The sequence below is a fragment of the Metabacillus bambusae genome (genome assembly GCF_017497975.1).
GTDB lineage: Bacteria > Bacillota > Bacilli > Bacillales > Bacillaceae > Metabacillus > Metabacillus bambusae.
In genome coordinates this window covers 113,387-137,062 of sequence record NZ_JAGDEL010000007.1, presented here as the reverse complement: position 1 = coordinate 137,062, position 23,676 = coordinate 113,387, and the positions used below count along the sequence as shown (strand labels likewise).

Annotated in this window: 21 protein-coding genes and 1 pseudogene; 1 reads left to right on the top strand and 21 read right to left on the bottom strand. The window is 30.6% G+C overall.

Translation table 11 applies throughout. The features are described 5' to 3' along the window. Positions 1 to 795 precede the first annotated feature (795 nt). Positions 796 to 1,866: an acyltransferase family protein gene (locus I7822_RS11915; protein WP_207978351.1), complete on the top strand. Its 1,071-nt coding sequence runs from the start codon at positions 796 to 798 to the stop codon at positions 1,864 to 1,866. A gap of 1,195 nt (positions 1,867 to 3,061) precedes the next feature. On the opposite strand, the gene I7822_RS11910 is transcribed toward I7822_RS11915, so the two are convergent. The 21 genes and pseudogenes from I7822_RS11910 to galU form a co-directional block, all read right to left on the bottom strand. Beyond that, positions 3,062 to 4,195: a glycosyltransferase gene (locus I7822_RS11910; protein WP_207978349.1), complete on the bottom strand. Its 1,134-nt coding sequence runs from the start codon at positions 4,193 to 4,195 to the stop codon at positions 3,062 to 3,064. A 79-nt stretch (positions 4,196 to 4,274) separates the two neighbouring features. After that, a complete protein-coding gene (locus I7822_RS11905) occupies positions 4,275 to 5,828 on the bottom strand; it encodes a lipopolysaccharide biosynthesis protein (protein WP_207978347.1) in 1,554 nt (517 codons plus the stop codon). Positions 5,829 to 5,881: 53 nt separating this feature from the next. Next, a complete protein-coding gene (locus I7822_RS11900; RefSeq protein WP_207978341.1) occupies positions 5,882 to 6,769 on the bottom strand; it encodes a glycosyltransferase family A protein in 888 nt (295 codons plus the stop codon). A gap of 31 nt (positions 6,770 to 6,800) precedes the next feature. Next, positions 6,801 to 8,045: a glycoside hydrolase family 88 protein gene (locus I7822_RS11895; protein ID WP_207978340.1), complete on the bottom strand. Its 1,245-nt coding sequence runs from the start codon at positions 8,043 to 8,045 to the stop codon at positions 6,801 to 6,803. A 31-nt stretch (positions 8,046 to 8,076) separates the two neighbouring features. Further along, positions 8,077 to 8,637 carry an acyltransferase gene (locus I7822_RS11890; RefSeq protein ID WP_207978339.1) on the bottom strand — a complete coding sequence of 187 codons (561 nt, stop codon included), beginning with the start codon at positions 8,635 to 8,637 and terminating at the stop codon, positions 8,077 to 8,079. A gap of 60 nt (positions 8,638 to 8,697) precedes the next feature. Further along, positions 8,698 to 9,891 (bottom strand): glycosyltransferase, encoded by a 1,194-nt coding sequence (locus I7822_RS11885; protein ID WP_207978338.1) that lies wholly within the window; start codon positions 9,889 to 9,891, stop codon positions 8,698 to 8,700. A gap of 7 nt (positions 9,892 to 9,898) precedes the next feature. Beyond that, positions 9,899 to 11,065, bottom strand: a complete 1,167-nt coding sequence (locus tag I7822_RS11880) for a polysaccharide pyruvyl transferase family protein (RefSeq protein WP_207978337.1) — start codon at positions 11,063 to 11,065, stop codon at positions 9,899 to 9,901. 15 nt (positions 11,066 to 11,080) lie between these two features. After that, complete coding sequence (locus tag I7822_RS11875) at positions 11,081 to 12,109, bottom strand: glycosyltransferase family 2 protein (RefSeq protein WP_207978336.1); 1,029 nt, start codon at positions 12,107 to 12,109, stop codon at positions 11,081 to 11,083. Positions 12,110 to 12,135: 26 nt separating this feature from the next. Further along, a complete protein-coding gene (locus tag I7822_RS11870) occupies positions 12,136 to 13,338 on the bottom strand; it encodes a glycosyltransferase (RefSeq protein WP_207978334.1) in 1,203 nt (400 codons plus the stop codon). A 25-nt stretch (positions 13,339 to 13,363) separates the two neighbouring features. Then, positions 13,364 to 13,999 (bottom strand): acyltransferase, encoded by a 636-nt coding sequence (locus I7822_RS11865; protein WP_207978332.1) that lies wholly within the window; start codon positions 13,997 to 13,999, stop codon positions 13,364 to 13,366. A 24-nt stretch (positions 14,000 to 14,023) separates the two neighbouring features. Beyond that, positions 14,024 to 14,755 (bottom strand): glycosyltransferase family 32 protein, encoded by a 732-nt coding sequence (locus tag I7822_RS11860; protein ID WP_207978330.1) that lies wholly within the window; start codon positions 14,753 to 14,755, stop codon positions 14,024 to 14,026. Positions 14,756 to 14,792: 37 nt separating this feature from the next. Beyond that, a complete protein-coding gene (locus tag I7822_RS11855; RefSeq protein WP_207978469.1) occupies positions 14,793 to 15,908 on the bottom strand; it encodes an aminotransferase class I/II-fold pyridoxal phosphate-dependent enzyme in 1,116 nt (371 codons plus the stop codon). A 49-nt stretch (positions 15,909 to 15,957) separates the two neighbouring features. After that, complete coding sequence (locus I7822_RS11850) at positions 15,958 to 16,581, bottom strand: acetyltransferase (RefSeq protein WP_207978329.1); 624 nt, start codon at positions 16,579 to 16,581, stop codon at positions 15,958 to 15,960. Continuing rightward, positions 16,578 to 17,186, bottom strand: coding sequence for a sugar transferase (locus tag I7822_RS11845; RefSeq protein ID WP_279381952.1), 609 nt, complete (start codon positions 17,184 to 17,186; stop codon positions 16,578 to 16,580). Before I7822_RS11845 ends, I7822_RS11850 begins: the two co-directional genes overlap by 4 nt. Positions 17,187 to 17,200: 14 nt before the next feature. After that, a complete protein-coding gene (locus I7822_RS11840; protein ID WP_207978326.1) occupies positions 17,201 to 17,347 on the bottom strand; it encodes a YwzD family small protein in 147 nt (48 codons plus the stop codon). 11 nt (positions 17,348 to 17,358) lie between these two features. Continuing rightward, entirely contained in the window at positions 17,359 to 18,429 is a 1,071-nt protein-coding gene (locus I7822_RS11835) for an EpsG family protein (RefSeq protein ID WP_207978324.1), read from the bottom strand. A gap of 30 nt (positions 18,430 to 18,459) precedes the next feature. Beyond that, positions 18,460 to 19,359, bottom strand: a complete 900-nt coding sequence (locus I7822_RS11830) for a glycosyltransferase family A protein (RefSeq protein ID WP_207978322.1) — start codon at positions 19,357 to 19,359, stop codon at positions 18,460 to 18,462. Next, complete coding sequence (locus tag I7822_RS11825; RefSeq protein WP_207978320.1) at positions 19,322 to 20,455, bottom strand: glycosyltransferase family 1 protein; 1,134 nt, start codon at positions 20,453 to 20,455, stop codon at positions 19,322 to 19,324. Before I7822_RS11825 ends, I7822_RS11830 begins: the two co-directional genes overlap by 38 nt. 49 nt (positions 20,456 to 20,504) lie before the next feature. Continuing rightward, positions 20,505 to 21,590, bottom strand: a pseudogene (locus I7822_RS11820) (glycosyltransferase family 1 protein); the annotation flags it as partial. Then, the gene (locus I7822_RS11815) at positions 21,575 to 22,729 is read right to left on the bottom strand and encodes a glycosyltransferase family 4 protein (RefSeq protein ID WP_207978316.1); all 1,155 of its coding nucleotides are present in this window, start codon (positions 22,727 to 22,729) and stop codon (positions 21,575 to 21,577) included. The pseudogene I7822_RS11820 and the gene I7822_RS11815, both read right to left, overlap by 16 nt. Before the next feature lie 51 nt (positions 22,730 to 22,780). Beyond that, complete coding sequence (gene galU / locus I7822_RS11810) at positions 22,781 to 23,662, bottom strand: UTP--glucose-1-phosphate uridylyltransferase GalU (RefSeq protein WP_207978314.1); 882 nt, start codon at positions 23,660 to 23,662, stop codon at positions 22,781 to 22,783. Positions 23,663 to 23,676 lie beyond the last annotated feature (14 nt).

Genomic DNA, 23,676 nt, shown 5'->3' with positions numbered 1-23,676 from the left:
ATTCGAATACCACATATATGTGCTTAATGACTTTTAGAAGAAACATAATTATTTTCTATAATTTTTGCATTTCGTTAAATATAGAGGAGGACTTTGAAATCTCTCCTTTATATTAGTTTTTTGTATTATTAGTTAACGCTTTAATACATAACTTTAACCAAGAGTTTTTAGATTAATAGTGTCACTATCCATTGCTATGCCACTTGAGCTCGATGCTGCCTGAGCATCTACATATACAGAATGTATTTCGTCACTTGGTATATATCTGCATATTTTCACCGAATTGATAAAATGTCCTATCGAAATCACATGATTAGAAGATAAATATTTGCTGTATATTCATTATCTTTTTTCAGGGTTAAAACCTCTTTAACTTTATAAGATGATGTTAACAGACATATAGTATTCATATGGGATTCCACTGAACATAAAGTCTTTGTCGATGGAACATTACTAAAAAAATTGGCAGACTTCAACATCATCTTTAGCTGATCTGATCGAATAATTTGTCGATTTTTTGAAGTTGATGGAGTTGAGGCAGAAAATAAGATTTTTCTGTTTTTAACGGTCTAATAGACTTCGGAATGAATTTTATAAACATGAATCTATACCTACGGGTGAGAAATCTTATTTAAGTGATGCTGGATATAAACTCTATGTATCTTGAATTTTAGAATAGCTCACATTTAAATATGGATCCCGCCTAAAAATAACTTGCATTTAAATATACGTTAGTTATAAAATTAGTTTAGTTCTTATTAAAGAACAAAATATCACTGATTGGGAGAGAGGTATTTGTTAAATTCACTAACATCATTTAGGTTTATTGCAGCACTAATGGTTTTTGTATTTCATGCCGGGATTTTAAGCGAGTATCAGTTGGGTGCAGCTGGAGTGTCTTTTTTCTTTGTATTGTCGGGTTTTATTCTCACTTTCAACTACCATAACAAGATAAACAAGTTAAATAAAACAAATTTAAAACAGTTTTATAAAGCAAGGTTTGCAAAGATATATCCATTACATCTTCTAACTTTTTTAATTGCCTTACCTATAACCTTGTTATATTTTAATCCTGATAGATTGTATTTAATTAAATTAATCTATATGTCTATAATCAATTTATCTCTTATACAGAGTTTTTCCCCTAGTTCAGCAACTTATTTTAATTTCAACGGTGTATCTTGGACCTTATCAGTAGAAGCATTCTTCTATTTGACATTCCCATTTCTAATTTTTAATATTAGAAAACTTAAAATTCATAATTACAAATTCATATCAATCCTCCTGTTAACTATAGTATGGATAGGATTGTTTGTTTTAAATTTTAATCTGAATGAATCTAATCATTTTCTGATTTGGGCGCTTCACATATTTCCTGTTGCACGTTTATTTGAATTTATAACTGGGATTGTTTTAGGGCTAATATTTGTAAAAACCCAGAACAATTGGAGTTCAGAAAAACATTCCATTGCAGAAATTTCAGCCGTTTTATTATTTATGGTTGCACTATTAATTTCAGTCAACTTACACACTGGTGCTGTAAGAGGAGGCTTCTTTATCCCGGTATGGTGCATCTTGGTATACATATTTGCCCATCAAAAGGGTATTATTTCAAGGTTATTATCAAACAGATTATTAGTTTACCTGGGAGAAATTAGCTTTTCATTTTATATGATTCACCAACTGGTTATTAGATATTATTTGCAATTTAAATTTGTTGAAACATATATGACAGTTGTTTGTTTTGTAATTACATTGATACTTAGTGCATTAACGTATAGATTTTATGAGGAACCACTAAGGAAATGGATCCGTTATGGAAAACAAAAGAATCTATTATTATCTAACAAAAAAGCAAGTGCTTAATGAAAGATTTACTAACAGCTATAAGTAAGAAAAAGATAACAACTTAAACTGTTTTCAGTTTATTTGGGTCCTATCTTTATAGGGCTTTTTTTTTCATTTGAGAGAGTGATAAAAATCAATGACAGTAGCAGTAAGATTTTTAGTTGCTGCGCTCAGTTGGTAATAAGTTATAAAGTTCAACTGTTGATTAATATTAATTCATTAAAATATAATAGCCTGGAAAGCATGCATTTTGAAGCAGAGGGTTTTTAAAGGGGGATATTTGGATTGATTTAAGTTCAAACGAAAAGCACATGATTTTTCTAGGAGAACGCATTACCTGTATTGAAGAAAGTACCAAGGAGTATCATAGTGAATTGATAACAAACAGAATCGGAAGAGTTAAATAAGGTAGTATTCTAACAGCGTTACTTATATTTTAGAAACATTTTAGGTATTCTTTGATGGATTCTAGGAAGATACTTTTTTATTTGTTGCGTTAATTTGTTAATTTAATTGAAATGTAGAGAAGCGATAGTTAAAAAAAATTAAAAGAAGCACGAGATTTAATCAAGAAATAAACTGTTATTTCGGTGGCTTATTATAAACTTTAACCTTTTAATACAAATTTTTTTATCTTACAAAACAGACTGATACTTTACTAATGGAGGTATTATTTTAGATGAAATTTATAACAGGGTTGATATTTCCTGATTTATTTTTGTTTATCCATTTCCAGAGTAAAATATTCTCACCCTCATTCTGCTTTGTCCTTTTTAATTGATCAGCATCGTCTTTTTTGATTTTAGAAGTACTACTCTCAGATCATCGTTCTTAGCAACTTCATATAAATCTTTGAAATAACATTGCTATTTTACCTGCTGAAAGAAGGTTGCCTAAAACGAAAAGCAACCTTCTTCATAAATCATCTGCCTGGCATTAAAATAAGGAAAAGCAGTTTAATGAAATCAGCTATTCAGTTAAATCTTGAAAATAGCTACCTTTAATCTCAGCCAAACCTTATATTCATAATTAAATTCAAGTTCATCCCGTGACAGATCTGAAATCATGGCTCCTAGATTTCCCCTCACTTCTATCGGTTGCTTTGACCAAACAATGTCGATCGTAAAAGGGCAGCATCGAAACAGGCAGTTGGTTCATGAATTACAAGTTGGAAAATATCTTTCAAACTAAGTACAGACTATACAAATCTAAATTACGTTGTTGATCCTTCTAATAATTTCTCCACATCAGCCATTCTATTTTTTATAGAAAAAAATTCACTACGCTGCTGTGCCTGTTTATGGTAATACTCCAAATCATTAGGTTTTTCCAATACTTTTTTTATGGCTTTTAGCAGACCTTCTTCACTATTTTCACATATATAGCCACATTCCAGTGATCCAAATATTTCTTGCATTCCGGAACAATCAGTAGTAATTACAGGTTTTCTTAATATAATTGACTCAATTACAACAGTGCTTAAACCTTCTGAATAAGAAGAACAAATCATACAATCAGCTGCTTTAATATATGGATATGGATTGGATTTTTGTCCTAAAAATTGAATTTCCTTTTCCATATGATAATGTTTCACCATTTCTTTTAACTGATCTCGGTTTTCTCCTTCTCCAATCATCCATAGGCCAAACGAATAGCCCTCTCTTTTACATTCTGCCAAAGCAGAAATCAATCTTTCATATCCCTTTACTGATATTAAACGCCCCACTGTTACAAACTGAATTACTTCTTTTCGCTTAACTTCTTCTTTTTGTGCTTTTGTGTAAATCAATTCATCTTGTAGTGGGTTATATACGCATTGTGGTTCAGTTTTAGGGAATATAAATTTAAATGATTGGCACACGTCATTGGAAACACCTACTATCTGATCAAAGGATTGGTATATTCTTTTCTTTTCTTTTATTTGGCTTGGAGTTAAATTCTGGTATAATCGCGACTGATTTGTATGTAACCAAGCTAATTTATAACTTTTTTGCGACGAGAAGCTTACAAATTCAGTTGGCCAACCTTCATAAAAAGCCACTTCTACATCGTAATTATCCTTTATTAAATAACGATACATTTTAGATTTTGGAATATGTGCATATAGATAATTAAAAAGTTGATATCGTAGCTTATTGGTATTGTCAATTAAATGCTTATATTGAACATGATGTCTAAATTCCTCTTCAAATTGAAAATAATAATCAGAATATATACTTTTCTTAAACAAGGTAATTACTGTAACTTCATATTTATCAGGATTTAAGTTATTTACAAGGTCAATTAGAACCTTCTCTGCTCCTCCAACCACCATTGATTCAATATAAAAAGCAACTCTTTTTTTCATATCATCACAACTTTCAAAATTTGCTTTTTCAACAAATATTAATGTACAATCTATATGCCTTGGAAATAGGTAATCTTATTTAACCTGCATTTCTAATTATTTTCTTAAGTTTCATACCTCCAACCAATTTTTCTTTAATATTTTTAAAAATACCGTATAAGTATCTGTATTCATCTGTCTTATGAAAAATACAAATATAAACTACATTAGGTACAATCAAACAAACTAAAAACTTTATTATTAGATTCAATAGATTGAGAGAAGGAATGAAGGTGCATATAAAGTTTGTTAATAAATAAGTTCCAATTCCTATGGTGATAAAAAAAGTATATTTTAAAAAATAGTGAAAAATGGGTTGATGGAAAACTTTTTTATATACTAAATAAGGAGTAGTCCAAAACGGAACTGCTAATACGCTCACTAAAGTACCAATAAATACACCTATTATTCCCATTTGTTGAACTAATAAAATTGAAACAATTAAGTTTATGACAGCCTGACAAAGAGGTGCAAATCGATCTTCGTGAAAAATGCCCGAAGTTGTTTTCACTGTAGTAATAGAATTCCTCATTCCTCTTTCATAAAAAATAATCATTAATATCCATAGTACTCCTTCTTCCATGAGAAACCTAGAACCAATCCAGAGAGTAATAAAATCCTCTAACAAAATCAATAAGAGAATTGTAAATAAAGAATAAAGCCAGAAGTTAACAAGACTATATGTTTTGTATACACTATATACTTTTTCAACACTTTCTATAGCTACTAAATTCCCTACACTATGATAAATATTATTAAAAACCTGATAGGTAAAAGTTCTGCAAATCTCAATTAACATATTATAATTTGAATAAAGACCAACCGCTGTCACGCTTACAAATGATGAAATAATAATATTATCTGTTCCAAATACAAGATAATTCCCTATATTTTGAATAACGATAGCTTTAACGTTTTTTGTAATATCTTGTCTTGTTTCCTTATCTAATTTTTCTTTTATTTTATTCCTTAGATATGGATACATCCTATTCACAACAATTACCAAAATAAAGGAATTACCAATTGTAATGAAACTTTCAATAATCAAATACAAAATATAATTTTGAGTGTAATGAAGAATAGCTATTTTTATTAAGACAGATAAAATAGATGAAACTGAATATATACCCGTTACAATATATCCTTTCTGACAAACATTTAAAAACGAGTTTTTATGTATATAAAAATAGGGTGCTGCTGTGTTCAACAGGAAAATAAAATAAATCAAGTGAATATTATCAACTTTTGAATCTTTAATAAAAAAATCAAGAAATGGCATAATTGATAAACCTAAGACTAAAATAATTAATGCAATCACCATATAGGTATTTCTGTAGAACTTCATTAAGACACTGATTTTGTGATAATCGTTTTCTGCTACTGGCTTATATAGGCTATACATAATACTTGCACCTAAACCTGCCTCAGCAATTGTTAGCATAGATAATATATTCGTAAATAGTCCATTTATCCCAAGATATTCAATACCTAGAGTATTTATAAAAACAGTCCTTGAAACAAAACTCAATAATGTAATAATTATTTGATTTGCTAAGCCTGCACCAATATTCAGTAAGGAATTTTTAACTCTCATCTTTTTCTCCATTTACAATACAAAAACCCATAAAAGTTATGATTATGAGCTTTTTATACATTAGTTTTTTTCAAGAAAAGATTTTTACACTTAACCAATGAGATGGCTGTTAAAAGTGTTAATGTTTTAATCTCTAAATAGTTTGCCACTTGATTTATTCCTAATCTATCTTTTACAAATTCATAATATAAGTTATAGTAAGAAAACTTGGCTTTTAAATTACAATTATAGTATTTAATTTGTTGTTTAATATAAACAGCTGTTCCTTTAGGGTTTTTGGAGAATATTTCCTTCATATTTTTTGTTAACCCATCCTCTAAGTAATCACAAATATAGATTGTTTCATTAAACCATCTGATTTTGTAGCCGTCATGCGCCATTCTATCCCATACTGTTGCTTCCGTAATAAATTTTTCTCCCTCTATCTCATCAAATTTATATTTTTTTAGGATATTCGTATAGAAAACTTCTGCTTTGTCACCTGTAATGTTGAATTTGTTTCGTTCAAGAGAAGTAGCATCGATATATTCTCCATCAAATGTAGTTCCTATATAATCTAATTTATTTTGCCCTTTATTACCAGAAATCCCGCAATAAGATTCATTATTTTCTAAGTTATGCTCCCATTTAATAATGGACTCTAACGCATCCTGTACAAGATAATCATCAGAATCCACGATAAAAAATAATTCACCTTTAGCTATGTCAGTAGCTTTGTTAATGGCACGATGTTTACCTCCATTTTCAACTTTGTAGTATCTAATAACAAATGAATTTTTCTCGTCAAACCATTCCTTAAACAATTCTTCAGTTGAATCCATTGATCCGTCATCAATTACTAACCATTCAAAATCTGTGAAAGTTTGTTGCTGCAAGGATCTATATAATTTTTCAATCGTATAGCCTCGATTATATGTTGGAGTAAATACTGTAATTTTCAATTTTATACTCCTTTTCTTTTAAGGTAAATTCTCATACCGATTTTTTCATAATATCTTTATCTTCATCATTTTCATATTTAGTATTATTGGATAACTTAAAATTGCGTATATAATAATTTATACATCTTATAGAAAATCCTTGAGTAAAAGGTAAAATGTCAAACAATGCAGAATACACACCTATATCTTTTGTATCTCCTTGAGAGAAATCAACAGCTCCATTTCTTCTCGTTACTTTCATTAAGTAATCTATAGCAGACTTAGAACTAGATAAACACGCCTCTGATATATCTTGAATTTTTGCCGCATTTAACATAAACCATCCTAAGGTGGCGGTTGATGAGGAGTCTGATCTACTTTCATTTCGAGTAACACTCCAATTCCAACTCCCATTCTCTTGTTGAAAGTCCATTGCAGCGATAGCAAACCTCTTAACACTTATTTCCAGTTCCTTTTTATATTTACAATCTTCTCTTAGTTCATTCCATGAATCTATTAAACCTATAGCATACCATCCAAGGCCTCTGCCCCAACCAAATAAACCAAGTGGAATTTTATTATCAATTTTATATACATGACAAGGAATAAAATATTTATTCAACATTCCAAATGTTTCAAATTCTTTTATTTGTTTAATCGCTAGTTGAATACATTCTTCTTTTTTAAATTTTAATCCATAACTGACTAAGAATGGACAAATGAACCCAATTGTATCAACATAGCGATAACTCTTCATAAATTTTCGGTACTCAACAGTTCCATCTTCACCAATATGATTAATTATTAAATCCCATATTTCATCGAATGCTGATTTGTACTGATCAGTATTAATAAAGTCTAATTTCATAATCGCGTAAGCAAGAATAGCGCCATCTATATGTTTAGGGATAACCTTCCACTTTCCGTTTTTATGAAATTTTTTATTTAAATAATTTGTTATCGCCTTCTCTATTTCTTTATCTGTCTTATCTTTTAAATACTCAGATATACCAAGAATAAGTGCCGCTTCCTGCCAGTGTTGGATTGTATTATTGGAATAGTTCCCCTTTAACATATCAATAACAACTAATCTAGTGTTATCTGTTACTTTTATCTTGGGAGTTTCCAAAATCCACTTTAAACCCTTTTTTGTAATATTTTCATTCCATGTTACCTTATCATTAATCCTCCCTATATGTAATCTCAAAAACCAATCTTTAACTTTTGGTAATAAATCTAATGTAATAACTATACATATAATTAAAAAGATAAGAGTACTTAGTATGTTAAGTATCATTTTTCATAATCCTTTCGTTTCCTAAGTTATGTTATTTAACATAACCAAGAGAACAATCCAACTCTTTTGACATTGTTATGCACATTTCTTTAGTAATATTTTCACCAATTGTCCAACTACTATCATATATTTTTGCTTCTTCCAATCCCTCCTTGTGCTTATCAATATAATCTTTGGTTTTTGATATTATCCTTGCTGGATTACCTGCAACTACAGATCCTTCAGGGACAGATTTCGTAACAATACTTCCAGCAGCAACAATAGAATTTTCTCCTATTGTTATTCCAGGCATAATAAATGCTCGTGCACCTATAAAAACGTTATCTTTAATTTTAATTTTAGCAATCTTAGTATAATCTAAATGTCTTTTAGTACTAGCATCATGTGCAAGAAGATATACTTGTGGTGCAAATGTTACCTTATCTCCAATCTCGATTAACCAACAATGTGCATAATCAATGGTACTACTAGCTAAACCATGACAATTTTCCCCTACTTTCATCCCTCTTTGAATACAAGCTTTTACTGATAGTTCTTCTCTTGTGGTTTTCCCTAATTTAATTTTTAAAGACAGTAATAATTTACTGAACATTTTGACCTCCTATTTTTAAACATTAACTAGTTAATGAATTTTTCAACCTCTTTTTCTGTACTATCCTATTAACTTATAAAGTTTACTTATTTCATCTTCTGTACCTAAACTGAGATTTGATAGATTTTTCGATAAACTTTCTCTTAACTCTTTATTTTTTATCAATCTTTCAATACCTTCTGCAACGCTTCCTGGATCCATTTTGACAATTAATCCATCTACATTATGGGTTATCTGATCTTTAGCTGTACTATAATTTGTAACAATAATTGGCTTACTTAATATTTTTGCCTCATCTATTGCTATTGATTTCCCTTCAAATCTAGATGTTTGGGCATAAATATCTGCATGTTGTATATACGGATAAGGGTTCGATTTCAGGCCTAATAATTTAAAATGTTTGACTAAACCATTTTCTTCAATAAATTTCGTTAGTTTCTCCCTCTCATCTCCCTCACCTATTACATTCCAATTAATATTAAACCCTCTTCCTACAAGAATTTTACAAGCCTCAATTGCTATTTCATACCCTTTTTGATGATGTAACCTGCCTATTGTAAGAATAAAAATTTCATCATTTTTTTTAGAAGATAGTTTATATTCTTTAAAGCTTGCCATTGATTTAATCATTGGAGGTGAAACAATATTATAAATAACCTTTACTTTTTCCTTTTCAGCAGGAAATCTTTGTTTTAAAATAGCTGCGCATTCCTTTGATACTGTAATAATATGATCTAATTTACTAAAATATTTTTCATCAAAATTCGGATCCATCCGTAATTTGTCGTAATCATTATGAACCCAGCCAATTTTTTTCGAAGAGCTTACTTTATCAATACAATAATAAGTAGATGATTTTTCTAAAAAGCCTATAGTAACATCATATTTTTTCTGTAAACGATTCAATGATTTAGATATATATTTCCAACTATATTGTTCTCTTATTGATGTTTCTTTAACTTTTTTATTTATTAAAGTAAACATTATTCGATTAAAAGCTATTATTGGTTTTCCTCTTATCAATAGCTTAAAAATTGAATTTAACAATGGCAGGCTAAACATTTGGTATATCTTAGGTAAAGGTAATACATTCACCTGCTTAGGCAAGAACTCCATGAATAGTCCCTCATGATTAAATAAAAATAAATCTACATTATATAGATCATAGTCAATTTGAGACAGTAGATTAACTAAGCTCTTTTCTCCACCCCCAGCTGCTAAACTCGGTATAACAAATAACAAGTTTTTTTTCATGTATACCTCAGCCTTCTTCCGCAATTTCGTATAAATATTCTACAGCTTTATACGATTTTCCCTTAATATGAGGAATAGATAGTTTTAACTTATTAATCATTTCACTTTCTTCGGTTAACAACTGGTCAAATGTAGCATTTAATTTTTCACTATCAGATAGTTCTGCTAAGTTTAAGACGAATTTTTCTTCTCCAAATAAATCTTTTGATATTCCTTTAGACTTTACACTGTATCCTAATACCATGGTAGGTACATGACTAGAATAGGCTGCAATAGTTGCATGAGTTCTTGCTCCAATAAAGAATCTCATCCTAGCTATATAACCTTTGTACTGTATGGCGTTTAGATTATCTGGTAAGATGATGACTCTTTTTGTATCTTTAAACTCAAGAAAATATTTATATAGGACTTCATAATCATTGTTACCTTCTGCAATTACGTGTGGTGTAAGTGCTATTGTAAAGTCAGTTGTATTTATTATATGTTTAATTAATTCTTTTACAGAAACCTGTGAATCCTTATTTCTCTTCCACACGAGTGGACTAAAGTTTAACCCTACTGTCTTGTTTTCTTTCCATCCAATAGGTAATGGAAGTTCTTCTTTTTCCATTGTAAATGCAGGGTCTGCACAGAGTTTCACATTTGTTAATCCTTTTTCTAACAACATATTATATGTCAATGTTTCACGAGCTAAAATCAAATCAAAGAGCTTTAAATCATTTAAAGTTCTATCGGTCATATCTTCTTTTCCAATTGAACATCCCCATAAAACTAACTTTTTACCTTGTTCTTTAATCGCCCTATCAATCTCATACAGTCCAGGTTGATCACCATAACAATAATTATCTCCACCGATTGACAGGCAGATATCTGCATTTTTAATGTGTTTTATTGTATTGTTTTCTGATTTTCTTATTCCGAATGATTCATCATTAAACAACTTAAATTTTATTGATGATAGAAACCAATCGTAAGAATATTTTTTTATTTGACAACCTGAACTATCATAGATTCCATCTAGCTTTGTTATGATTTGATCAGTCTCTGGTTTTCCTGATGCCAAATAAACCTTAGCTCCACTTATTTTTTCTTTTAAGATATTTGTTGAAGACCGAACAATTGCTTCGCAACCTCTATTAAGGCTCCCGCCATGAGCAAACATTAAAATGTTCATCAATAACATCCTTTCTTATTTATTTCTATATCTGCTGTATCCCACAGTTATATATAAACCAAGGGTAAACTTATATTTTACTAATTTAATTACAACTCTCTCATATCTTCCTAAACTTTTATAATTGGCAAAATAAAAAGATTTTAACGCCTTTCTTACATCTTTGTTATTAATCATATTGCTTATATATTTATATCTCTTAGTAAAAGGTACTTCCTTAGTTGGTGTAAAATAGACATGTATATAAGACATTACATTTTTTATTAATTTTATCGATTTCAATTGTTGTATTATCTTTTCATCAACTTTTCCTTGTATTTCAGGAATTTCTAAATTATATACTTCTAAAACTCGATTAAAATAATCTTTTTTGGAAATATTCCTTGTTGCACTTCCAATCACTTCTCTATAGTGATAGCCAGAATAATTTATATATTTAAAAGATTTTGCATAACAAAAAAAACGGATGTTAAACAATCCGTCTTCTCCTAATGCTACTTTTTCAGGGAATTTTATTTGATATTTATTTATTATTTCCCTTCGATAGAGTTTATTAACTGCAGTATTCAAATTATCGTTTTTTAAAAAGTAAGGTATTAATTCCTGTTCTATATACTTTTTATCTAGTTTTATATCACAGGAAAATGGATAAGTTGTAACAATATTATTGCCATTCATTTCACTTTCTAAATTAGAAATAATTGCATCGCAATCATTTTGTTTCAAAGAAGAATATAGAACTTGGTACATATTCTTTTCAATATAGTCATCTGAATCAACAAAACCAATATATTCACCAGTAGCTATTTCTAACCCTCGATTTCTAGCAATACTAACACCATGATTTTTTTGATTTATTATCTTTATTCTAGGATCTAAATTTCCATAACGCTCAATTATTTTTAGACTTTCATCTTGCGAGCCATCATTAATAAAAATGAATTCACATTCCTTCAATGTTTGGGCTAATAGTGAATCTATACAATGAGCAACATACTTTTCTGCGTTAAAAACAGGGATTATTACACTCACCTTGAAGCTCATAGTTTACTCCTTTTTACAAATTAAAATTAACCAATCAATTGATATAATTTGTTTAGTTCTTCCGTATTGCTATAATCGAACTTTTTTAAATTTTCTATTAGTCTTTCCCGCTCTTTCTTATCCTCTGCCAATTTCTCAATTGTAGTAGATAGCCCCTCAACACTTAAATTACATATGATGCCCTCAACTCCATTAATTAATTGACTTTTAGCGGTTGGATAAGCTGTAATAATTATTGGTTTTTTTAATATTTTTGCTTCAGTAACTGTAACGGCTTTTCCTTCGTACCTTGAAGGCTGGACATAAAGGTCACAAGCTTTCATATATGGATATGGATTTATCTTTTTTCCCAGTAAAATAAAGCTATCTTGAAGATTATAACTAGATATAAGTTCTGATAATTCACTTTCATACCCACCATAACCAATAACATACCACTTTATATATGTTAAACCTTTATCATGTAATAATCTTAAAGCTTTAACAGCCATATCAAAACCTTTCACATAGGATAATCTTCCTACTGATAAAATGTTAAAATTCCCTTTACTATTAATCTCTGTTAAAGGTATATGATCTTGTGCCAAATTATTGATAAAGTTTGGTGAAGTGATATTTTCCAATGTTAATACTTTTTCTTCAAGTGTTGGATATTTCGTTAAAAATGATTTGGTACATTCGTCGGAAATCGATATTATATGATTAAATTGCATCCATCCTCTTAAATCTAACCTATTATCTATTTCCAACTTACTATAATCCGTATGAATCCAAGCAATTTTTTTCTCAGCATTTACATTTTTCGCTACAATATCATGTGGCCATGCATAACTTATTGCAACATCATATCTTTTTTTAAATCGAGGTAGAAAAATGGATGCGTATTTTTGGACAAGCTGCATTTGAATATATCCGGAACCTTCTTTAAAATCTTTTGACCTAGCTTTTGCTTCAGCGATAAACTTACTACCTATCCTTATTAATGATGTGGCATAATGACCTTCCTTTAAACATTGTTTTATTGGCTTTCTAAAAACCGAATACTTATTTATTTGAGACAGAATATTAACCTTCTTTGGTATTTGACACATTAAGTCGCCTTTATGTTCACATATAAATAAATCAACATTAAATTTATGATAATCAAAACTTTCTAACATGTTGATTAAGCTTCTTTCAATTCCACCAATTTCCATATCAAATACTGAAATTAAAATATTTTTTTTCATTAACTTCCCTCTAAAAATATTATTTTTAGTTTGCCTTAACTACGTACTTTTCTTTCTTTATAATATTTTTTATAATGTTTTCTCTTTTATTAATAAATAGAGTATTTGAAGGCACTTCTCCCTTTACAACACTACCTGCAGCTATTACTGCATTATCTCCTATAATCGTATCCCTTAGAATAACTACATTTGAACCTATCCAAACATTTTCACCAATAATTACTTCACCTCTAATAAGATGATCATCTGTTGTATGTTTGTAATTGTGATCATGATCATTTATACAAACATTTGGAGCTATTTTTGTTTTTTTTCCAATAACAATCTTATTCACACAATTTATATTACAATTATCATTAATGAATACATTGTCACCTATACTTAAAACACCATTAAAATCAATTCTTAAACTAGCATTTTTTCTAATAAATACAAACTTTCCAATATTTAATCTTGATTTATTGTTAAAAATTTCAATTTTACTATTTGATTGAAGAGAATAGATAGTAGAATTAATGTTTTTTAAATAAAGAAATTTAAAAAACAATCCACGTGTAATCCCATTTAATTGTGATAAATTCATTATTAATGAATAGTATACCCCTCGATTTTGACTTTCAGAAATAAGGGTCTTTACAATTTTTCTTAATACACTAAACATTGATATTCTCCTTATGCAAAATAATTATTTAAAGGTTCTCCTTAATCTTGCTATATTTTCTCCACCAATAACACTAGCTGCTATTGCTTTCATATTGCTTTTAAATTTAGCCTTTGGAGGCAACCAGCTCTTATAAAAATGGTGCATTGCATAAGTATTTTCTGTGATAAACTTTCTACAATTAATATAATCATACGGTGAAAAATAGGTTTGAGGATAAAAAGTTCCATTATCCTTTAATTCTTGATATTCTCCATTTGTTTTTAATCCCAATTCTTGAAGGATCTTTGTAACAATTGCAACATTGGTTAAGTCATCAAAACTACCATCATCTTTGATAAACGGTTTATCAACGTATGAATTTAAAAATATTTCAATTATTGGATTCCCTTTGTTAGCCCCAATCGTACTTGTCGCTATATAATTCTCTTGTTCAAATCCCCAAAATGATTCATGATGTAATAAATCATCAAATGGTTTAAACACTTCAACATCAGTATCTAGATAAATTCCTCCAAAATGGTATAAAGCATACACTCTAACATAATCACTTACGAAAGCAAATTTCCCTGCCTGATAAGCCTCACGAATATATGTATTACTGCTTATATCAAAGTTTTTTTCATTCCATTCGATAAATTCATAATCATACAGAATTTTTTCCCAGCTTTTTATACATTTTTGAACGATTTGAGGTTTTTCTTTACCACCGAACCAGCAATAATGAACTGATTTAGGAATTGTATAAGAACCCATTATTTTAACCTCCTTCCAAAATTTTGAATATGTAATCCTAAACTTTAATTGAGAGAAAATCTTTTACACATTTAATGATTCTCATTTGATCAAATTCTTTCAAGTTCGATCCTGATGGAAGACACAAACCATTGTGAAACAAATGCTCCGAAATATTCATATCTTCAATATGAAGATAAAATTTTGTTCCTTCAAATAAAGGTTGCATATGCAGAGGCTTCCAAACTGGACGTGCTTCTATATTTTCATCTGCCAAACTATTTAATAAAGAATGGTTTGAAAATCCAACTATTTTTTCATCAATGGTAATAGCCGTGAGCCAGCGATTAGATTGGCTGTTGTTTAGTTCAGGCATGAATTTTATTCCAGGAATAGAGTCTAGCTCTTGTTTGTAACGCTCAAATATTAACCTTCTTGCTTTTACTCTCTCTCCTAACACTTCTAATTGAGCCCTACCAATCCCAGCGAGTACATTACTCATTCGATAATTATAACCAACTGTACTATGTTGATAATGAGGAGCAGGATCCTTTGCTTGTGTCGCTAAAAACCTTGCTTTTTTTAATAATTCTTGATCATCCGAAACTAGCATTCCACCACTTGAAGTAGTTATAATTTTATTTCCATTGAATGAATATACCCCAAACTTCCCAAAAGTCCCACTCGCTTTTCCTTTATATGAAGAACCAAGGGATTCTGCTGCATCTTCAATAATTGGTACATCAAATTGGTTACATAAAGGAACGATTTCATCCATTTTTGCACTTTGACCATAAAGATTAACGACGATTACTGCTTTAGGTAGATTTCCATGAATTGCTGATTCCTGAAGAGCTCTTTCAAGAGCTTGAGGTGACATATTCCATGTGTCCGGTTCAGAATCAATAAAAACAGGTTCTGCGCCTTGATAAAGGATGGGATTAGCACTTGCTACAAAAGTTAAAGTAGAACAAAAAACTTTATCTCCTTTTTTGATTTCTAATAAAGAAAGAGCCAGATGAATAGCTGCAGTACCTGAACTTACAGCAACAGCTTCATTGACTCCTACATAATTTGCAATTTCTCTTTCAAACGCATCTACATTTGGTCCTAATGGTGCGATCCAGTTTGAATCGAATGCATCTCTTATATATTTCATTTCATTTCCACTCATATGAGGGGACGAAAGATAAATTCTTTCATGTTGCAAATTTAAACACCTCCTACTTTTTTATTTTAGCTGGTACTCCTACTGCCGTTCTATTTTCGGGAATAGAATTTATAACTACAGCTCCAGCTCCAATGACTGACCATGCCCCTACCTGGACACTTGGGATAAGCGTAGCACATGCACCTATATGTACTCCTTCACCAATATATACATTTCCCGTTAAGGTTGCATTTGGTGACACATGTGAAAAATCATTTACTTTATTGTCATGTTCTATTATTGAGCCAGTATTAATGATTACATGGTCTCCAATCATTGTATCAGCATTAATAACAGTATTTGCCATAATTAAAGTCCCTTTTCCGATCATTACACTGGGACTTATGATCGCCGAGGGATGAACAATCGTCATATAATCAAAAGCTTCAAGGTTTAGCGACTCTACAATTTGTTTTCTTATTTGATTATTTCCTATTGCTACTATGAATTTAATATCTTTATATTGATCGATAAGAAATTTATAAGCTGAGATTGGACCATAAAAAATGTCTTCATTGCTCAAAATATCGTTAAATTTATCATCTAAGAAAGCTATTATTTTAAAACACTCGTTAATACGAATCATATCTATAATAACTTTACTATGACCACCTTGACCGATTATTACAATATTCATCCATTTCCCTCATTTATACTAGTTCCTTTGAATTTCTCTACAGTAGCGTTACCAGGTTGATTGATTCCTTGTGATTTAATTACCTTATATACAGTTAAAAACAAGATTTTTAAATCAAGTAAAAATGAAAGATTTTCAACATACCATATATCTAATTTAAACTTTTCTTCCCATGAAATACTATTACGTCCATTTATTTGTGCCCAACCAGTAATACCTGGTTTAACAAGATGTCGTTTAGCCTGCTCTTTTGTATAAAGCGGTAAATATTCCATTAATAATGGTCTCGGACCAACTAAACTGATATCACCTTTTATCACATTTATTAACTGTGGAAACTCATCTAAACTAGATTTTCTTAAGAACTTACCAAATGGAGGTAGTCTCATATGATCTGGTAACAAATTTCCCTTTTCATCTTTTTCATTAGTCATTGTTCGAAATTTATAAAAATAAAAAGGCTTACCATGTAAGCCTGGTCTTTGTTGTTTGAAAAAGATTGGTGATCCTAATTTTACTTTTACTAGTATTGTAATAGAAATCATAATTAGGGAAAGTAGAATTAGTAAAATCACCGATATACTTAAATCAAATAGACGTTTCATCTTTCCCCCCTCCTTCATTTTGAAATGTATCCTTGAAATAGTTTTTGAATTTCTTCAATTAGTTCTTTTACACTAATATTTTCTACCTCTTGACCTCTTTTATAAATCCCCTCTAGAATTTCCTGTAAATTTTGTTCATTTAATTCTTTTAAACAACTCATATTGGCCCCTCTTAAAAATTAATATAATCACTTTGATACAATAAACTTAATGAAATTACTTGTTCATAGTAAAAATACATTAAATAACATATTAATATTCCATAATAAATAAATTTTCTGTTATTCTCTTTAAATAAGTAGATAATCCATGAAATTAATATTAAGTTATATAAATTAAAATAAATATTAAACCTAGCAAAAATCCAATTTTGTGTTGCTATGAACATAAACAATAAACCTATTATAGACATATTGACGATAATATCACTTTTTGGCCACAGCTTTCTTAGCTTATCTCTTCCTAGGTAAGCTATTATAATCGGTACAGAATCAACTATAACTCTAATAATGTTTGCTCCACCTTCTGTGAAATTACTATATTGACCATATTGTGTATCTTCTATTGCAGAAAATAAAATTTGTGAAAATTCATTAAATCCCATTACAATTAAGATTGTGAGTCCCAATAGTGAGTATGTAATCTTTGTCCAAGCCTTTCTTCTAACAATAAAATATATTGGAACTAATATTAACGCACTTTCATGAAATGTTGATGCAAAAAGTATGATAAAAAAATACCGTTTGAAATTCCCTTCAAGTAAATATTTAGTTGCCCAAAAAATGATCGAAGCAGCTAGAAACTGGCGTATACCATTCATTGAAACTGTAAACATTCCAGATGTGATAAATACATAAAGACTTAATTCGATCATTTTCGCATATTTAAATAGAGTAATAATAATTAATACATTTGTTACTAAGGCAGTTATAAAAATAAGAAGTTGAGGATCATTCGAAATATTTTTTAATACCATTTGTAATAAGCCAAAGCCAGGCTCTTTATTTTCTAATACATGTTCCCACGTGAAATTTTGAATTTCGTATGAGTGCATGTAAGCAGAAGTATCACCAATATTATTTCTTAAACCGGAAACAAGTACTATGCATGTTAGTGCTAAAATAATCATGAATTTATTAGGTTTAATTAATGTATATGGAATTGTAGCACTTAGTATTGGTATATACCTTGAAAAAAAGGCTAATATAAACACGATTAAAAGCATCCCCCATAGTACTGTCATTTTTAATATCCTTTCAACTTTAAAAATTTATCAACTTTTTATAACCGTTGCTTTACTTGTTCTAGTTATATAGAGATATAGTACAACCCCAAATGGTATCGACATTAATGTAGTAAAAAATCTAGGTGACTCAAACAAAAATTTTTTATTCCCCATCATTAAACTACTAGATACATAATGCATTGACTCTCTTAGCCTTTCTTTAAATGTTGGAGCATATTGAATAGCTATCTTCCTAAAAAAAGCAAATCCTTTTGGATTTCTTTTATACTGATTTATAATATTCATACTTGACCCATCATCTAGGTATTCAACATAACATAAAACTTCATTCATGATTAATAAAGGATGTTTTTGATCAATCAAAATAGACTTATAACTAAGTGGACAATACTTTTCCCCTTCAAAAAGTGGATAAGGTTTAGTACTTTTAGTTAAGTCTGAACGATACACAAGTTTTTTATCTCCTTTTACCTTATGAACTCCATGCAATTTCGAAACTGTTTCTGCTTTTAAATTTTCCGGGAGCTTCGTTCCGATAATTTCTCCAGTAGGAGTGGCATCTAATCCAATTAGTCCCGCATATTTTTGATCACCGAACTTTCCCCAGAATTCAACAATTTTTGATACCGCATCATCTGACATATAATCATCAGAATCAATACAAACATTTAATTCTGTATCAATTAATTCATAAGCAGTATTATGTGCTCCATGCATACCCTGGTTTTCTTGATAGTGATACCGAATAGAAATCTCATTTTCCTTTATCCATGTATTAACAAGTTCATTAGTTCTATCATTTGAACCATCATCAATAATTAACCAAACAAAATCCTTGGATGTTTGCCTCTTTAAACTTTCATAGCATAAATGAAGGGTATGTGCACGGTTATATGTAGGCGTAAATACTGTGAGTGTTTTGTTCACTCAGATTCATCCTCTCTTTATTTAGAACAGTTAAAATGCTATTTAATATTAGTCGGTCCGCTCTAACATATTTGTGATAATATTCAAAATTGTCAACCATCATTTGATACCTGTAATTTTCGTTTTCTAATAAGGAATAGATTCGTTCAACACATTGTTCTGGCGAGTTAAATGATAAATAATTTTTATGCTCTAAAAAGTCCCCAGGGAGTTCATAATGTAATTGCTCGGATACAATCGCTTTACTAGCAGCAACATATTCCCCGAATTTCCAACCTATTGATTCGTGTAGTCCCATGGTCGAAATACAAATTGTAGATTCCTTTACCTTTTTCAAATAATTATTTCTTTTAGTGATTTTTTTATCACTGATGACAATGTCAGAGTAATTTTCAAGTGAAAAGGGTGAAGCGTTAACTCCACCAAAAAATTTCTCTCCAAACTCTTTTTGACATAATCTAATACATTCCGCCCTAACTTGATTAATATATTTTCGTTCTTCACCTTTTTTTGGGTTTTTTTCAAAGTCTTCTTTCGTAACTTCCCAAAGTCGAGCCATAAATAAAATTTTTGGGTTCGATTGCTTTCTAGGAATATCCTGAAAAGTCTCCAATTTATAATTACCATTGTAAAATTCAGAAAATGGTAACATTCGTATTAGTTTTTTCACCTTTTCTTTTACAGGATCTAGTGGGAATGGTCTATGAGCTATATTCCTAGATGTTGTTACCATATAATTTAGACCAAGTGGATATATCTTATTTGGATGTTTTAAATTTATATTTTGTTTTGTGCTATAGCTCCTTTTAAAATAAAAGTCACATCTATCCAATAATTTATTCATAAAATCTAGATAGTTTTCATCTTCGTTTAACAAATTATCGTAACCATCATTTAAATCATATATAATACGTATATCATTATTTATAATGACTTCTACCATATTGTTTGGTGTTTGAACTTGCACTGTATTCTTCATTATTTCTATATTTAATTTAATAATTCCCTGTCTTTCGAGTAGAATAAAACCCGCAATTACCTGATAAAGATGTAAAGAAACTTCACCTACTTTTATGTAACATGATATTCGAGACATTTCTTGACTCCTTTATTTGAAAAAAATCTTTTTTCAGTCCGTTTTGAATATAAAAAACTTCAAGCCATTTAACAACTTCTCTAATATCAAACCCACTTTTCTTTAAAGCTTCAAGTGATTTTATGTTTCTTACCTTGTTCCTTAAGACTACGTTTGACCATTCTGATGGGGAGTTTTTAATACTTATATAGCTTATAAGCCCAGCACCAATATCTACTTCTTTCGTAATATGATCAGCAATTATACAAGGTAATCCAGTTGTTTGTGCTTCAATTAAGGTTACAGGCAAACCTTCATATAATGAAGGAAATATAAAAACATCAAAAGCTTGAAGTATTCTATGAATATCACTTCTTATTCCTAGAATTTTTATTTTGTCTTCTAAATTTAATTCTTTTATTTTGTTCTCAATCAAGTCCCTTAGTTGTCCGCTACCCACCAACACTAGAACACTATTATTATTTTTTTTATTAAATTCTCTAAATATTTCTAATAGAAAAAGGTGATTCTTTGGTTGGGTAAAACTTCCAACATGACCAATAACTAAACAATCATTTGGTATATTTAGTTCTTTTCGTACATGAATTCTGTTTTTCAATGAGAATCCAAACTTCTCTGGATCGACTCCGTTTTTAATATAATTTACTTCATTCATTTTCTTTTTAAATAACCAATCTGCAGCTGGTTTAGAACATGCTATTAAATGAGTAGAATCTTTGACAATATTCCTACCTGAATACCATTTATATATTCTTTTAAGGTATTTCCCTTCACTTCTTGTGCTATGACTATGGGCAATCCGAACCGGAATCCCACCCTTCTTAGCAGCCTTCAAAACAAAGCCACTCATTTTATCCATATGGGAATGGACAATTTTATAATCATTGTTTGTTTTAAAAAATTGATTTAAATTCTTTATGTAATGAAAATGTCCGCCATCTGTAATGTAAGGAATTCGGTGGATTTTTCCGCCCAGATCCAAGATCTCCTGATCAAAGACTCCTTCTTTACAAATTAAGAAGTCGAATTGTATTTTCGAGCGGTCGATATTGCGGTATAGGTTCATGATAAGGGTTTCCGCTCCGCCGCGATTCATGTTAACAACAACATGTAAGACTCTTATTGGTCTGCCCACCTTACTCCCTCCATTTCCTTCATATATTTTTCGTAAAGATGACTCATTTCAGTTACTACTGCTTTAATGTTGTAGTTTTTTTCAATTCTTTCACGTCCATTTTCACCTAATATTGTGATTAGATTAGGATTGCTCGCTAGATGAAAGATTTTATTTGCCATATCCTGACTATTTTCTGGTTTAATCGTCCAACCGTTATAAAGATTTTGAATGAGTTCATTATGCCCTCGATTCTCCGTCGCCACCACCGGCAGCCCGCAAGCCATCGCCTCCATAATATTGACCGGTAGTCCCTCCCTCAAGCTAGAAGCAACTGCCACATCACACATTGGAAGCAGATTGACGATATCTTTGCGATAGCCTAAAAAATCTACCATACTATCAACTCCAAGCTCAGAGGCTAGTTTTCTGCAAGAATCCTGAAGTGCCCCTTCTCCTGCTAGAAGGAGTTTTGCATTTGGCAATGTTTCCTTAATCTCTGCGATGGATTTAATAAGGAATTGCTGATTCTTATTTTTGTTAAATTCAGCTGCATAGAAGAGCAGTAAATTGTCTGGTTTGTAGCCAAGTTTCTCTCTTAGCTGTTGTTTTTCCTCCGAATTCATCGGTTTGAATCGTTCCGTATCAACTCCGACGCCATGAACATGCTCCACTTCACCTGACATAAAACGGTGAGAGATTGCTAGATTGTAATCCTCTTCGTTTATTGTGATCAAGCAGTCTGTATACGCAGCCAGCATTTTTTCAATCGGATAATAGAGAAGCCAATTCATCATTGGGGCTCCTTTGCAAAAATGAAAGCCATGGGCGGTGTAGAGCACCTCTGTTCCATTTTTTCGGGTCTGCTTTGCTGCCATGCGTGTTAGAACGCCTCCCATCGGTGTGTGGCAGTGGATGATCTTAAAATCATTATTATGAATGATTGACTTTAGCTCCTTATAGGCGGTTATGTTCATCTTGTGAAAAGGTGAACGCTGAATTGGTATATTATATTTTTGATCAACATACGGAAGCTCATTTTCACCACTTGCAGCAACATGAACCTCCCAGCCTTTTTCTTTAAACCATTTCAAAATTGGGATGTGAAATGCTTTGAAATGATAGTCAACTGTTGCACAGAATAACACTTTATTTGGCATGGATTTTCACCCTTTTTTGAAGCATGAAAAAACACCCGTTATTTGAGGGTGTTAAATTTCAGTCACTTCTTTTTCGATTACTTTATTTAAAAACTCAAGCAGTTCATATTTTAAATCCTCACGTTGTAAGGCAAGCTCAATCGTTGTTTGGATAAAGCCCATTTTTTCACCAACATCATACCGTTTACCTTCAAAGTTATAAGCATAAATCGCTTCTAACTCGTTTAATGTAGCAATAGCATCTGTCAACTGAATTTCACCGCCAGCACCTGGCCTTTGTTCAGCTAGCAAGTCAAAGATTTTTGGACTTAAAATATAGCGTCCCATTATCGCTAGGTTCGAAGGTGCTTCCTCTTGCTTTGGTTTTTCAACTAGATTGCTAACATTATAAAAACGATCGCCTATTTCGAATCCGTCTACGATGCCGTAACGAGATACTTCTTCATCTTTCACATGTTGAACACCAATAATCGATGCATTGTAGCGTTCATATTGCTCAATCATTTGTTTTAAGCATGGCTTCTCTGCCCTTACGATATCGTCTCCTAGTAACACTGCAAAGGGTTCGTTCCCGATAAACTTACGCGCACACCATATTGCATGGCCTAATCCACGTGGTTCTTTCTGGCGAATATAGTGGATATCAACTAATTTTGATGCTTTTTGAACCTCGTTTAGAAGTTCAATCTTTCCTTTTTCCATTAATGTGTACTCTAGCTCAAACGAGTGATCAAAATGATCCTCAATCGCTCGTTTTCCTTTTCCTGTTACAATAATGATATCCTCAATCCCTGATTCAACTGCTTCTTCGATAATGTATTGAATTGTTGGCTTATCAACGATCGGCAGCATTTCTTTTGGCATTGCTTTTGTTGCTGGTAAAAATCTTGTTCCTAATCCTGCTGCGGGGATGATGGCTTTTCTTACTTTCACCGATGACACTCTCC